The organism is Rhodococcus sp. P4_C10, from assembly GCF_056402135.1.
Genome location: NZ_JBFUHZ010000039.1, coordinates 14,444 through 28,938 on the forward strand (window position 1 = coordinate 14,444; position 14,495 = coordinate 28,938).

11 protein-coding genes are annotated in these 14,495 nt (G+C 72.6%); 4 read left to right on the forward strand and 7 right to left on the reverse strand.

Annotated features, from left to right (window positions below):
- The first annotated feature begins 86 nt into the window (after nucleotides 1-86).
- Nucleotides 87-3,314: a DEAD/DEAH box helicase gene (locus AC1DWC_RS21000; protein ID WP_477911160.1), complete on the forward strand. Its 3,228-nt coding sequence runs from the start codon at nucleotides 87-89 to the stop codon at nucleotides 3,312-3,314.
- Between the two features lie 3 nt (nucleotides 3,315-3,317).
- On the opposite strand, the gene AC1DWC_RS21005 is transcribed toward AC1DWC_RS21000, so the two are convergent.
- Nucleotides 3,318-3,929 carry a TetR/AcrR family transcriptional regulator gene (locus AC1DWC_RS21005; RefSeq protein WP_477911162.1) on the reverse strand — a complete coding sequence of 204 codons (612 nt, stop codon included), beginning with the start codon at nucleotides 3,927-3,929 and terminating at the stop codon, nucleotides 3,318-3,320.
- A 66-nt stretch (nucleotides 3,930-3,995) separates the two neighbouring features.
- Here AC1DWC_RS21005 and AC1DWC_RS21010 point away from each other — a divergent pair, with 66 nt between their 5' ends.
- Nucleotides 3,996-4,931, forward strand: a complete 936-nt coding sequence (locus tag AC1DWC_RS21010; protein WP_477911164.1) for a hypothetical protein — start codon at nucleotides 3,996-3,998, stop codon at nucleotides 4,929-4,931.
- Between the two features lie 150 nt (nucleotides 4,932-5,081).
- On the opposite strand, the gene AC1DWC_RS21015 is transcribed toward AC1DWC_RS21010, so the two are convergent.
- The 6 genes from AC1DWC_RS21015 to AC1DWC_RS21040 all read right to left on the reverse strand — a co-directional run bounded on the left by AC1DWC_RS21015 (nucleotide 5,082) and on the right by AC1DWC_RS21040 (nucleotide 12,282).
- Nucleotides 5,082-6,158 (reverse strand): AAA family ATPase, encoded by a 1,077-nt coding sequence (locus tag AC1DWC_RS21015; protein WP_477911166.1) that lies wholly within the window; start codon nucleotides 6,156-6,158, stop codon nucleotides 5,082-5,084.
- Complete coding sequence (gene pnuC / locus AC1DWC_RS21020) at nucleotides 6,155-6,787, reverse strand: nicotinamide riboside transporter PnuC (RefSeq protein WP_477911168.1); 633 nt, start codon at nucleotides 6,785-6,787, stop codon at nucleotides 6,155-6,157. The genes AC1DWC_RS21015 and pnuC overlap by 4 nt, the downstream gene beginning before the upstream one ends.
- A 95-nt stretch (nucleotides 6,788-6,882) precedes the next feature.
- A complete protein-coding gene (locus tag AC1DWC_RS21025) occupies nucleotides 6,883-7,563 on the reverse strand; it encodes a hypothetical protein (protein WP_477911170.1) in 681 nt (226 codons plus the stop codon).
- A gap of 92 nt (nucleotides 7,564-7,655) precedes the next feature.
- A complete protein-coding gene (locus AC1DWC_RS21030; RefSeq protein WP_477911172.1) occupies nucleotides 7,656-8,897 on the reverse strand; it encodes a DUF7373 family lipoprotein in 1,242 nt (413 codons plus the stop codon).
- A gap of 134 nt (nucleotides 8,898-9,031) precedes the next feature.
- Nucleotides 9,032-10,444: a GTPase gene (locus tag AC1DWC_RS21035; protein WP_477911174.1), complete on the reverse strand. Its 1,413-nt coding sequence runs from the start codon at nucleotides 10,442-10,444 to the stop codon at nucleotides 9,032-9,034.
- On the reverse strand, nucleotides 10,441-12,282 hold the full coding sequence (locus tag AC1DWC_RS21040) for a dynamin family protein (protein WP_477911176.1): 1,842 nt from the start codon (nucleotides 12,280-12,282) through the stop codon (nucleotides 10,441-10,443). Before AC1DWC_RS21040 ends, AC1DWC_RS21035 begins: the two co-directional genes overlap by 4 nt.
- Nucleotides 12,283-12,540: 258 nt before the next feature.
- Between AC1DWC_RS21040 and AC1DWC_RS21045 the strand changes: the two genes are divergently transcribed.
- Nucleotides 12,541-12,882: a hypothetical protein gene (locus AC1DWC_RS21045; protein ID WP_477911178.1), complete on the forward strand. Its 342-nt coding sequence runs from the start codon at nucleotides 12,541-12,543 to the stop codon at nucleotides 12,880-12,882.
- A 180-nt stretch (nucleotides 12,883-13,062) separates the two neighbouring features.
- Nucleotides 13,063-14,495 (forward strand): Hsp70 family protein (locus AC1DWC_RS21050; RefSeq protein ID WP_477911180.1); only part of this gene is annotated, 1,433 nt, incomplete at its 3' end.

Sequence of the window (14,495 nt, forward strand, 5' to 3'; positions counted from 1 at the left end):
CTCGACGGTCCGGGCAGCCGACTGAAGTTCACGCACCCTCGAAGCGCCGGCCGGTCCGTCCCGCCGCACCGACTACCGTCGACCCCATGCTCTCCCCCGCCGACCGCGAACACACCCTCTCCACCCTGGTGCGCATCGTCGGCCAGACCACCTACGACCGCGGCGTCCGCTACGCCGGGCGGGGCTCGGTCATCGAGCTGGACTGGATGCCGGACCAGCACCGGGCCGTCGGCCTGGTCGACGGCACCGACCTGTACCGCACCGAGGTCGACTTCGCCCCGCGCGCCGACCGGCTCGAGTTCGCGATGGGCCGGTGCAGCTGCCCGGTCCGGATGAACTGCAAGCACGCCGTCGCCCTGACGGTGGCGCTGCTGGACCAGTCCGAGCCGGTGACCGCACCCGCGCCGCCGACCTGGGAGGAGCTGCTCGGCGCGGCCCTCGGCGACGACGCCGGCCCGGCGGCCACGGTGCCGCTGGCCGTGCAGCTCGCGCTCACCCCCGCCCCGCGGTCCCAGTACTGGCGCCTGTCCGCGCGGCTGGCCCGGCCCGGCAAGGCGGGTTGGGTCAACGCGAACATGACCTGGCCGGGCCTGCCGCACATGCGTGAGGTCGACCCCCGGCACCGCGACGTCCTCGTCGAGCTGCACACCCTGCACCAGACGGCGCTGCGCGGCCGGCGCACCCACGGGTACGGCGACAAGGACCTCGACCTCACCGTCATCGACAGCCCGCGGCTGTGGGCGCTGCTCGACGAGGCCGCCGGCGCCGGCGTCGAGCTGCTCTACCAGCGCAAGGGTCTCGGCCCGCTGCCCCGCCCGGGCGCCGCGCAGCTGTGCGTGGACATCGACGAGACCCGCGGCGACCTCGAGGTCACCCCCACCGTCGTCACCGACGACGCCGAGATCCCCGTCGTCGTGCTCGGGTTCTTCGGCACGAACGCGCACGGCGTGCTGTACCTGCGCCCCGGCGACCCGCACCCGTCCTCGCCCTCGGAGTGGCCGTTCCGGATCGCCCCGCTGACCGGCACCGCGCCGCCGGCGATGCAGGACCTGGTGATCGGCAACACCTCCGTCACGGTGCCGGCGGCGGACGCGGACCGGTTCGCGTCCGCCTACTACCCGCGGCTCACGCGCGCCGCGACGGTCCGGTCGGTGGACGACGCGTTCACCCCGCCGACCGTCGACGGCCCACACCTGCTGCTGACCGTCTCCTACCTGTCGGGGCACCGGGCGCAGCTGCACTGGGAGTTCCGTTACACCGTCGGCGAGGCCGAACAGACCGTCGAGCTCTACCCCCGGACGCTCGAGTCGTTCCGCGACGTCGACGGCGAGCGGGCGGTGGTCGCCGGGCTGGACCTGCCGCTCGAGGAGTACGGGCTGCGCACCGGCGGGGGCGCGCTGGTCTCGGCGGGCCTGCACGGCCTGGACACCGCGCGGATGAGCACCGAACTGCTGCCGCTCCTGCGTGCCCGTGACGACGTCGAGGTCCGCGTCCAGGGCGACGCCGCCGACTACCGCGACGCCGGCGAGACCCTGCAGATCGGCGTCGGCACCGAGGCCACCGACGACGGCGACTGGTTCGACCTCGACATCACGGTCCGCGTCGAGGACCGGCCGGTGCCGTTCCGGGACCTGTTCGCGGCGCTGAACGCCGGCGAGAGCCACCTGCTGCTGCCCGACGGCGCGTACCTCTCGCTCGAGCGCCCGGAGCTGCGGCGGCTCCGGGAGCTGATCACCGAGGCCCGCGACCTGCACGACCAGGACCCGGAACGGTTGCGGCTGAGCCGTTTCCAGGTGGGGATGTGGGAAGAGCTGGCCGCGCTCGGGGTGGTCGAGCGGCAGGCGAAGCGCTGGCGCGACCAGGTGCAGGGGCTGCTGGAACTGACCGCCACGTCCACCCTCGAGGCGCCGGCGTCGCTGCGGGCGACGCTGCGGCCCTACCAGCTCGACGGCTTCCGGTGGCTGGCGTTCCTGTGGAGCAACGGGCTCGGCGGCATCCTCGCCGACGACATGGGCCTGGGCAAGACGGTGCAGTCGCTGGCGTTGATCTGCCACGCGAAGTCACTCGACCCCGCGCTCGCGCCGGTGCTGATCGTGGCGCCGACGTCGGTGGTACCGAACTGGGCGTCCGAGGCGGCGCGCTTCGCCCCGCACCTGAAGGTCGTCGCGGTGACCGAGACCGCGTCGAAAAGCGGTGCGGCGCTGCCGGAGTCGGCCGAGGGCGCGGACGTGGTGGTCACCTCCTACACCCTCGCGAGGCTCGACGGCGAGGAGTACGCGGCGCACCGGTGGTCGATGCTGCTGCTCGACGAGGCGCAGTTCGTCAAGAACCACCGGTCGAAGGCGTACCAGTGGATGCGGCGGATCGAGGCGCCGACGAAGGTCGCGATCTCCGGCACCCCAATGGAGAACAACCTGATGGAGCTGTGGTCGCTGCTCTCGATCACCGCGCCGGGTCTGTTCCCGAACCCCACCAAGTTCCAGGAGTACTACCGCAAGCCGATCGAGACCGGCGGCGACGCAGACCTTCTCGGGCAGCTGCGCAAGCGGATCCGGCCGTTCATGCTGCGGCGCACCAAGGAACAGGTGGCCTCGGACCTGCCGGAGAAGCAGGAGCAGGTGCTCGAGGTGGAGCTCTCGCCGCAGCACCGGCTGCTCTACGACACCCAGCTGCAGCGCGAACGGCAGAAGATCCTCGGGCTGGTGGAGGACGTCGACGCGAACCGGTTCACCATCCTGCAGTCGCTGACCCTGCTGCGCCGGCTCAGCCTGGACCCGGCCCTGATCGACGACAAGCACGCCGCGGTCGGGTCCGCGAAGATCGACGCGCTGATCGAGCAGCTCGAGGACGTGATCGCGGGCGGGCACCGGGCGCTGGTGTTCAGCCAGTTCACCGGCTTCCTGGACCGGGTCCGCACGCGCCTGGACGACGAGGGCATCGGCTACACGTACCTCGACGGCAGCACCCGCAACCGCGGACAGGTGCTCGACGAGTTCAAGACCGGCCGGGCGCCGGTGTTCCTGATCAGCCTCAAGGCCGGCGGCTTCGGGCTGAACCTGACCGAGGCCGACTACTGCTTCCTGCTCGACCCGTGGTGGAACCCGGCCAGCGAGGCGCAGGCCGTGGACCGCACCCACCGGATCGGGCAGACCCGCCACGTCATGGTCTACCGGCTGATCGCGAAGGACACCATCGAGGACAAGGTGCTGGCGCTGCAGGCACGCAAGTCGGCACTGTTCGCGTCCGTGGTGGACGAGGGCGGGGCATTCAACGCGACGCTGTCGGCCGAGGACATCCGGGAGCTGTTCGGGTAGCGCTCAGTTCGCGATGCCCGCGGCGGACGCCAGCGCCTCGACCACCCAGTCGTCGTAGTCCGTTGCACTCCAGCCCCGCTCGTCGATGAGCAGGGCGTGCGTCTCGGGGCTCTGTAGCGCCAATCCGACGTCGACGCAGCGATCGACGTCGAGTCCGTCGACCTTGCCGGCGAGCGCGGTCGCCAGGTGCCGCAGCACCGCCTCGTGGTGCTCGCAGGTGGTCGCCCACAGCTGCGCGACCTCCGAATCCGCGCCCGCCGCCGCGCGGACCGCCAGCAGCACCGGGCCCACCCGGTCCAGGATCAGCCGCGCGCCGTGGACCTGGATCCGCAGCTGCCCCATCGGGTCCGGCTCGGCGACGGCCTCGGCGACCCACGGACGGTCCAGCGTCGCGATCGGCTCGTCGTCGCCCGCGATCGAGACGTCGAGCAGCGCGGCGAGCACGCTGCGCTTGTTGCCGAACACAAAGTAGACCGTCTGCACCGCGACGCCCGCCTCCGCGGCGATCGTCTTGATGGTGGTCGACGCGTAGCCGGTAGTCGTGAACAGGGTGCGCGCCGCGGTGAGGATCTTCCGCCGCGCCGGTGTCTTGTCGTCCTCGTTCGGTGTTGCCACGAACTGAAGTGTAGATCTAGAGTGACGCACTAGAGCACTACTCTAGTGAAGCGAATGGAGATCGACATGACCTCGGTACTGGTTCTGGGCGGATACGGCGCGGTCGGCGGCCACGCGGTCGAGCGGCTGCGCGCGGCGGGCATCGACGCGCTGGCCGCGGGCCGGGACCCGTCACGGGCGGACCGGGTGGTCGACCTGGCCGATCCCCACTCCCTGGTGTCGGGGCTGGACGGGGTGTCCGCGGTGGTGAACTGCTCCGGGGCCGAGGAGCCCGCGGTCGCGGCGGCGGTCGCCGGGCGCGGAATCCCGTTTGTCGACATCACCGCGACCTCCGAGTACGCGCGGGCACTGGAGCAGGTGGACGGGCCGGTGCTGCTGGGCGTCGGGATCGCGCCGGGACTGAGCGGCCTGCTCGCGACCGAGGCGGCGCGCGCGGGCGGCCCGGTGGAGGTGCTGATCGGTCTCGGGGCCGGCGAGGCGCACGGGCCCGCGGCGACGGCCTGGACGTACGGGCTGCTGGGCAAGCGGTTCGACGATCCGGACGGCTCGCGGGTGCGCAACTACACCCGGCCGACGCGGTTCGACCTCCCCGCCGAGGCCGGCTACCCGCGGTTCCCGGCGCTGCGCACGGACTTCGCCGACCAGCACCGGCTGACCACGCAGCTCGGCGTGGCGGTCCGCAGCTACCTGCGGCTGGACTCCCGGCTCGCGACGCTCGGCCTGGCCGCGCTGACCTGGGCGCCGAGGGTGGCGCCGCTGGTGCCTGCCGGCGGCATGCCCGGCGGCGACGGCTGGGTGATCGCCGCGCGCGGCGGCGACGGCCGGTCGTGGTGGGCGACCGGCCGCGGGCAGTCGGGGGCGACGGCGGCGGTCGCGGCGCTGGCGGTTCAGCGGGCGCTGCGAAACCCGATCGCGGCGCCGACGTGGCTGCACGAGACGGTCAGCCTGGACGAGCTTCGCCCCGCGTTGTCGGAGGCCGGAATAGCGCTCGGCGGCGCGTAGTTGACCCTGCTGGTACCCCGCACGGGTAACACGCGAGGCATCCGTCCGTGACGGTCGCAGACGACGGGCCGCAGCCGCACCTGCGGTCGCGGATCGTCACCGGCATCACCGACCGCGCGCAGGCCGCATCCGCAAACTGTTGGCCTGACCTCACAGCGGGTCGCCGAACCTCGCACCCCGCGCCAGCGCCTGGTCGACCACCCGCACCGCCAGCGCCACGCGCTCCTCGACGGATCCGGTGAGCAGCACCCACGAGCGGCCCGATGCGGTGAGCGCGTCCTCGAACCAGCCGGTCATGTCGGCGCGCAGGTGTTCCCCGTCGCGAATCCCGTCCTGCACGAACGGGACTCGCTCGTGGTCGGTCAGCAGGTACAGCGCGGGCCGGTCCGCCGCGACCGCGTGCCCGGCGAACGCGCCGAGGTAGCGACGCTCCCACACGGTCGTCGCGAACGCGTCGGTGTCGCAGATCAGGACCGGGGAGCCGACGCGGGCGGCGTCGTCCTCGAGCCGGGTCTGCTCGGCGGCGATGCGCGCGAAGTCGTCTCCGGTCCAGACGATCTCGTCCATCGACGCGCCGGGGTCACGGGCACGGAGCCGGGCGAGCTTGTCGACGGTGGCCGCCCGCCCGTACTCCGGCACCCACCGCGTCCTCGCCCACACCCCGCCGCGGCCGCGGTAGTGGTCGGCGACGGCGCGGCCGACGGTGGTGGTGCCCGTCGACTCCGCGCCGACGACCACGATCCGCGTCGTCAGCCCGGCGCGGGCGGGTGCGTCGAGGTCGTCCCAGCGGCCGGCGAGGTCGGCGCGGCACGCGGTCCCGGAGACGGGGTGCGCGACGCGTCCGGGGTCGAGGCAGACGTGCGTGGCCCGCAGTCGGTGCGCGAGTTCGTCGCCGTACTTCTCGCTGGAGACCACCGCGTCGACGGGGACGGCGGTGACGGCGCGGACCGCGGCCCGCATGCACGCCACCTGCGCCGCCCACACCGGCTCCGACCCGAGGTCCATCGGTGCGTCGCACCCGATCCCGGTCACCGTCACCGCGGTGTCCGCGGCGTGCGACGCGCTCATCCAGGACACCCGCTCCCGCAACGGGATCGACTCCGCGGCCGAGGCCATCACGACGACGGTGACGCGGTCGGCGACGGCGGCCGCCGACCGGACGAGGTGGTGGTGCCCGGCGTGCGGCGGGTAGAACTTGCCGATGACGAGGGCGTGCCGATACCTCACGCCGCCACCGCGAGTCCGGGTGCGGCGGTGACCCGCGAGCGCCGCCAGGCGAGCAGGCCGCGGACGCACAGCAGCAGGAAGCCGGCGTAGAGCAGCGCGGTCAGGGTCAGCCCCTTGTGCGCGTAGAGGGGAATGTAGATCAGGTCGGCGGCAATCCACAGCAGCCACGACTCCCACCGTTTCGTCGCCTGCCCCCACGTGGCGAGCAGCGACAGGACGGTGGTGACGGCGTCCCAGAAGGGCACGGTCGAGGACGTCGCGGTCTCGAGCAGGACGGTCAGCGCGGCGGTGCCGACGACGCCGGCGGCGGCGAGCCGGGTCCACTCGGCGGCGCTCGTTCCGGTGACCGGCAGCACCTCGCCCACCGTGCCGCGGACCCAGTTCGACCAGCCCCACACGGCGAGGGCGATGTAGACGACCTGCAGCCCGGAGTCGGCGTACAGCCCGGCCGTGCCGAACAGCAGGATCCAGACCAGGTTGTTGGCGATGCCGATCGGCCAGTTCCACGCCGACTGCCGGCCCACCAGCCACACGCACACGGCGCCGGTGACGAAGCCGATCGCCTCCGCCCAACTGGTCGGCGCGCCGAACGCGGTGAACGCCGTCGAGTTCAGAAATGCAAGCATCATGGCCCCTTTCGATTGCGGGACTTATTAGATCATTCTTGCGCTAAATGGCGGCAGTCGGGGCTCCCCCACACCGTCTGCCGCTGGTCGAGCGCCCGCTAGTCGAGTGGCGACGGGATCCTGGTCGCCCGGTATGCCATTCCGTCGCGCGTGGGCCGCCACCGGCGCCAGTGCTTCGCGGAGAGGCGGAAGGGAAGGTGCTCCTGGACGTGCGCCGCGGCGGCGGCGAGTCGATCGTCACCGGGGAGGCTGAGCCAGAGCGAGAGCGACGACGCGGTCGTGCCGATGCTCGCGTGCACACCCGACACACCGAGCAGGCGGCCGTAGCCGTCGACCGCGAACCGCCCGAAGGCGTCGGCGCCGACTCCGCTGTACGTAGCCCGGGTGCCGGGGTCGATCAGCAACACCTCCGCGTTCCACACCAGTGCGGCGAGCGGGTGGCCGTGGCGGGTCACGGCCTGCGCCCCGGCCTCACCGAGCGCGCCGAGCACGTCGTCCACGGCGTCCGCCCCGACCCGCCATTCCGTGTGGGTCTGCTCTCTGCGCCGAGGGCCTCCCAGACGCTTCGTTGCGAACGCCGCGAGCGGCTCGGCGAGGTCCGCCGGGCCGCCGGACCACAGCTGGAGCGTCACTTCGGGTGTCGAAATCGTGCGCGCGCACGCGTCGACGAAGTGCTGCGCCTGCCCGAAGGCCGCCTCGGGACTCCTGGTACGCAGGCGGTGCGCACCGCCCGCCGATGCGGGGAGACCGTCATAGGTCACGAGCCCGGTACTCGACATCACCCTCCAATCGCGTTCGTACCCCACCGCCGACGAAACCGCCTCCGGCGCCGGGCCTTCCACGAGAAGGSCCCGGGCGCGATTCCGAGCGGTCAGGCGTTCTGGTCGGCCTGCTCGAGGATCAGGTACTGCGCGGCGATCTGCCGGTCGACGTCCTTCTTGTCGTCGAGGCCGGCGGCCTCCCCGACGTAGCGGCCGTTGACCACCATGCAGTAGATCTCGGTGCCGCGGACGGTGTCCTTGGTGACGCACTTCGCGTCGGGCAGGCCTTGCGGGGACGGCGCTTCGCTGAAGCCCTGGGCGGCAAGGTCGCCCGCGAACTCGTCGGCGATGGTGCGGGCGCCGGCGTCGTCCGCGGCCCGGTAGACGGTGGTCTTGGCCACCGCGTTGTGCTCGGACCCGGTCTCGGTGAGGACGCGGTGGGTCAGCGGCGGGTTGGTCGACCGGTGCGCCATGCCGCGAGGGCCGTAGGCGGCCATGTCGTCGCCGAGCTTCGCCTGGGCGTCGGCCTCGGGGATCGCGTAGATCAGGATCCTGTCCTGGTCGACCATCGGGAACTCGGCCGAGACGCCGCCGTTCTGCGCCTTGGTCGGCTGGGCCGGGAACTTGTCGATCAGCGGACCCTGCAGGCTCACCGCCTTCGCGATCGCCTTTGCGGTCCAGTCCTTCTGGCCGGCGGGCGCCTGCGCCCAGGAGTAGAGCAGGTAGTCGCCGTGCGGAGTGAGCGCGTTGACGGAGGTGGTCGCGCCCGCGTTAGACGTGCCCTCCTGGGTGGAGACCAGCGTGTTGGGCAGCACGTCGACCTTCTCGGCGGTCTCGGTGCCGGTACCGTCGTCGACGGTGGTGAGCTGCGTGTGGATCTCGCGGGCGGCGGCGGCCGCGTCGTCCGGGCTGCCGAATCGCAGCACCGCGTTGACCACCGACCGGGACGGGTCGGTGACATTCGGGGTGTTGGTGGCCGCGGTGGAGACGTAGCCGTAGAGCATGTTGCGGTTGGCGGCGATGTCGCCGGCGGCGCTGCCGACGACGACGCCGAGGTTCTTGCCGCTGCGCATCACCATCGTCGGCATCTTCCCGGCGGTCAGTTCGGGGTCGATCTCGAAGGGGGCGACGGTGAACTCGGCCAGCCGCTGACCCTCCACCTCGACGATGTTCTCGGGGGTGGCCTTGCCGAACTCGGCGGCGGGGCTGGTCGGGTAGCTGCCGGTGTCCAGGGCCGCGGCGTCGACCGCGGGGGCGGCGTCACCGCCGGATCCGGCCTTCGGCTCGCTGCTTGCACTGCCGCATCCGGCGAGCAGCAGACCCGCGCACAGCACGGCCGCGGCCTGTGGCATCCAATTCGTCCTGGGCACGTCGGTGGTCCTTTCGTCGGTCCCGCATCTGAGCTTTCGGGACTGTGTCGGGAGTTGGATGCCCCGCACCGCGGGCAAGGTTCCCGGCCGCGCCGATCGTGGCGCGGCTCACACGCTCAGCGGGCGAGCAGGCCGTAGGTGTGGATCAGCACGACCAGCGCCGCGTCCTCCGCGGCGGTCGCCGTCGACAACTTCTGCCCGTGCGCCCAGGAGAGCTTGCGCTGCGCCTCGGCGCGGACCTGGTCGGCGGCGGAACCCGCGGGGAGCCCGAGTCCGCCTGCCGCGGTCGGGTTCTCGATCAGCCGCCGCAACTCGTCCGTCACCGGCGACATGGGGTCGGCCTCGAGCATCGCCTCGAGATGCTGGAACAGCACCACCTGGTGCAGGGCGGGGTCCGAGCGCAGGCCGTCGACGATGGCGCGGATCTGGTCGCGGGCGGGGTGGGTGTAGGCGAGTTGGTCGAGTTCGCGCACGATCCGGCCGGCCCGTCGCACGGCGGCGAACGCGCCCAGGTGGTGCGCGAGGACCCGGCGCAGCTGCGGCACACCGGACTTCTCCACGAGCCAGTCGTTGAGCGCGGCCGCCCCGCCGGCGGCGACCGAGCGTCCGTGGACCATGCCGTACTCGCCGAGCAGGTCGAGCAGCCGGCCACGGACCTGCGGCTCGGCGCAGGCCGGGTCGTCGGAGTCGAGCAGGTCGATCAGGTCCAGCGGCGCGATCGACCCGAGCGCGGCCAGGGCCCGGGCGTCGGTCTCGGTGAGCGCGCCGGTGTGCGAGGTCTCGGCGAGCAACCCGGCGATCGGCAGCACCGTCATCACGGTGCCGCGCAACCGGTCTGCGAGCACGGTGGCGTGTTCGGCGGCGTGCGCGAGCGGGTCGCGGGCGCCGAGCGCGCCCTCCCCGAATCCGTCGGCCCGCGAGAGCACCCCGAGCGTGGTCAGCGGGGTGAAGCCGAGCTGACGCAGGAAGTCGACCTCGTCGGCGCGCGGGGTCGAGTCGAACAGGAACACCGCGGCGTCGGCGTCGACCGACGCGGTGCGGGTCTGGTCGAACCCGTCGATCAGCACGCGGCGCGTGCGGGCCTCGTTCTCGGCGGTGAGGGTGGCCAGGCCCGGGGTGTCGACGAGGGTGTGGTCACGGATCGCCGCCGACGGCAGCCACCGGTGCAGGTAGGCGATCTCGTCGGCGGGCACCGGCAGCGCGGTGACCTGCCCGCGGGCGGCGTCGACGGGGCGGCGGCTGCCGTCGCGGAGCACCGCCTCGACGCGCGCCGGCGCACCGTCCTGGTAGACGGAGACGACGCTGGTGGCCTCGAGCGCGGCGGTCTCTGCGACCGCGGCCCCGACGAGAGCGTTGACCAGGGTGGACTTTCCGGCCTTGAGGCGGCCGACGATCACGATCCGCGGCGGCGACCACAGGATCGCGCCGATCCGGTTGGCGTGCGCGGCCGGTTCCGGGCCGAGCGCGGCGAGGGCGTGCAGTGCCCGGTCGAGGCTCGCCCGCACCGGGTCGAGGGGCGGGGTGGTCACCGGGCACCGCCCGTCAGTTCCGCGATCAACGCCTCGGCGCGGGCGATGTTGTTCACGACGACCTTCCGGTTTCCTTCCAGGCGGCCGAGCTTCTTCTCCCGCGTCGCCTTGTCGGTGCGGGCGAGGTCCTCGGCCTCCTTGATCTGCTTCTGCAGGTGCTCGATCGAGGTCTTGAGGTGGTCGCGGTAGCGGATGACGATCTCCGGGCGCGCCAGGGCGAGCGCGGATTCGAGCATCCGGGCGGTGGTGGTCTTCGTGGTGGCGGTCGTCTCCCGCATCCAGGACAGCAGGTTCGTCTTGCCGGCCCGCATCGCCCGGAACCCGAGGTTGAACCCGACCCATGCCACCCCCACGACGGCCCCGACTCCGACGACGGTGCTCACCCCGATCAGCCCGCCGAGCATCGACGACCCCATCACGCCCATCGTGAGCATCGACGGGTCCAGCAGGCCCTGCCGCTTCCCGGCGACCTGGTGGGTGTCGAGGGACCGGTTGGCCAGGGTCGCGGTGACCTGGTGGTGAATCTCGTTCCACACCAACTCGGAGTCGAACCGGGGCGCCACGATCGTGGCGTGCAACCGGTCCAGGAACAGGGTGATCGACGCGGCCATCGCGGACTGGAAGTCGCGTTCCATCTCCGCGGTGAAGTGCTGCGGGTTCTTCCGCAGCACCGCCATCCCGTTCTTGTTGATCCGGGTGGTCCACTTCTCCCGGATCGCGTCCAGGCGGCGGTCGAGTTCGTCGGTGGCGTCCTGCCGGATCAGGGTCAGGTCCCGCTGCAGGTACTGCTCCCACTGCTGGGAGTGGTCCTTGAGGTCCTGCAGCTCCGCGAGCTGTTCGGTGAGCCCGGGGATCACCTGTTCGCCGCGGGTGAGGGCGTCGATCTGCGTGGCCATGTCCGCGTCGAGGGCGCGCAGCCCGCCGACGACGGTCCGCAGCCCGTTCGCCGCCGGGAGGTCCTCGGCCGCCGCCAGTTTCGCATGGATCATGGTGCGCAGCGCGGTGACGCCGGAGCGCTGCTCGGCGCGGTCCCGGTCGGGTCCGGGCGGCAACTCGGCGGCGAGCACCGCCCGCAGGCTCGACACCGCGAGCACCGGTACGTCGCGGCCGAGGTGTTCGCGCAGCAGTGCCCGGTTCTCCTCGGCGATCGGTTTCCAGCGGCGCACGTTCTTGTCGGTCTTGGTGACCACCACGATCAGCGCCTCGACCGCGGCGCCGGTCTCGCGGACAAATGCCATCTCCGGGGCGGTGATCGGAGAACTGGCGTCGCACACGATCACCAGCACGCACGCCTGGGCCGCCGACGCCGTCGCCAGCGCCGCGTAGGTCGGGTCGAGACCACCGACGCCGGGGGTGTCGATCACCGTCACGTCCCCGAGCCGGCTGCCCGCCACCGGGACGATCGCCCGGGTCGGCAGCTCGTCCACCCGGGGGTCGGTGACACGGCGGCCCTCGCAGGACACCCAGTCGGCGAGCTCGCCGTGCGGGATCCGTTCGCCGCGATCCGGGAACAGCAGCTGCGCGGTGCCGTCGGGGTACTCGTCGGATGCCTGGCCGACCGCGATCGTCGTCGACGTGGTCACGTCCACCCCGACGGGGGTGGCGTCCCGCCTGCCGACGAGGGCGTTGATCAGGGAACTCTTGCCGCGCCCCACCTCACCGACGACCACCACGGACCGGAGCTGGTCGGCGCCGGAGGCCCGCTGCTCGGCGAGGTCGCTGAGTTCGTCGTGGCCGAACGGGCGCAGGATCTTTCCGGTGATCGAGGCCAGCAGGGCGTCGGCTCGCTGACGTGGGGACGCCACCGGGGCGCGATCCTGCTCTCCGGACCCGTCCACGTCTCCCCTTCCACACCCACACCACCGTCAACAGCGTCAGACCCTAGCCCGACGGCCGCGCCGACGCGGGTGCAGGCCCGTCGCCCCCGGCCCGGCCGACGACCCGACGCGCCGCCACCGGGCCTCCCAATTGTGATGTGCGCCACCATGACCGTCGGCCGGTTGTCCGGGTGGCGACCCGACGCCTCGCACCGGGCCGTGCAATGATGCCGCCTGGTCTTCCGACGACGGGGGCCACGACTAGGCCGAGGGGGCGTGGTGAGCGGTGCCATCGTTTTGACGATCGACTTCACGGACGGGGCGGTGTCCGCGGGCCTGGTCGACACCGGAACGGGGCTCGCGCAGCGCCTTTCGCTCGGCGATTCCGCCGGCCGGGCGGTGGACGCCCCGCTCCCCCCGGAGGTGATCGTGCCCGCCGCCGCCTCGGCCGCCGCCGTCGCCCAGGCCCAGCTGCACGGCGTGATGACCGGCCCCGACACCCTGGTGCTCACGCATCCGGCTGACTGGACCCACGGTCAGGTCGGTGGTCTCCGCGACGCCGCCGTCGCGGCCGGGTTCACGCCGGGCCAGGTCACCGTGCGGACCGTCGACGCGCCCTGACCCCGCCATCGGGTGACGGCGTGAGACTCGTCGGCGGGTTCCGGGAACCTTCCGCCCTCCCCCGTCATCCAACACTCGACGACGCGAACGTCCGTAGTTCGCGACGGAAGCAGGAAGGACCGAACCGATGAGCCGGTGCGGCCTCCCCGGGATGACCGGGACGAGAAGGGAACGACGCTGATGTCCGCACGAGAGTGGGTGCTCGGCATCGACTTCGGCACCTCGAACACCGCGGCCGCACACACCGGCCCGGTGTCCGGGTCGGTGGAGGCGCTGCAGCTGAGCCACAACCGCACGACGATGTCGTCGTCGGTGTTCGTCGAGTCCCCGGACCGCATCGCGGTCGGTGACGTGGCCGCCGACCGGGCCGAGTCGAACCCGGCCGCGTTCATGCCGTCGCCGAAACGGGTCGTCGCGCAGGGCGTGGTGAACGTCAACGGCTACGACCTGCCGGCCTCGGTACCGGTCGCGGCGGTGCTCGAGTCGGTGATGGCGCGCGCGGTCGGTGCGCACGGCGGATCCGCGCCGTCGGAGCTGGTGCTCACCCATCCGGAGGCGTGGTCACCGCGGGAGATCCAGGTGCTCCTCGACGCCGCCTCCCGGCTCGGGCTGGACGCCTCGCAGATCCGCACGGTGTCCGAGCCGCGTGCCGCCGCGCACTACTACTCCCGCGCGAACACCCTCGCCCCGGGCACCAAGATCGCGGTGTTCGACTTCGGCGGCGGCACACTCGACATCGCCGTCCTCGAGGCCAACGACGCCGGCACCTTCGACGTGGTCGCCGCCCGTGGAGACAACGGGCTCGGCGGCAAGAACTTCGACGCCTTCGTCCGCCGCTGGGTGGACCAACAGCTCGAGTCCCGCGACCCGGACCTGCTCGACTACCTGCGCCGTGAGGCACCCATGGACGTCCGGTACGCCCTCGACGACTCCATCCGCCGCGCGAAGGAGCTGCTGTCGGAGGCCCCGTCGGCGACGATCACCGTCACCGGCGGCGACGGGCGCGGCAGCGAACGGTTCCAGATCACCCGCGAGGAGTTCGAGGAGCTGATCTCCCCCGCGCTGGAGAAGGCGGCCCAGCTGACCCGGGCGACGCTGGCCGACGCCCGGGTCACCGACCCGAGCCAGCTCGAGGCGCTGTACCTGACCGGCGGCTCCTCACGTATCCCGATCGTGCACGAGCGGCTCGCCGAGCTCGGCCCGATCGCCACCCTCGACGACCCGAAAACCGTGGTGGCGCAGGGCGCGATCGCGGCCGCCGCGCCGATCGTCCGCGGCCTCGGCGGGCCGCCGCCCGGCGCCGCACCGGCGGCACCCGCGCCGGCCCCGCAGTCGTACGCACCGCCGGCACAGCCGCAGTCGTACGCACCGCCGGCCACGCCGCAGTCGTATTCACCACAGCCCTATGCACCACCGTCGTACGCACCACCCACGCAACAGTTCTCGGCGGTGTCCCCCGACCCGGTCGACCCGGTGGCGGAGGCGCCCGCGGGCGGGTCGGGTCGCGGCGGCCGGACGTGGGCGATGATCGCCGCGGCCGCCGTGGTGGTGGCGGTCGGTGTCGGCGTCGGCGTCTACACGCTCGGCGGCGCGGACCCGGCCGAGCCCGCCGC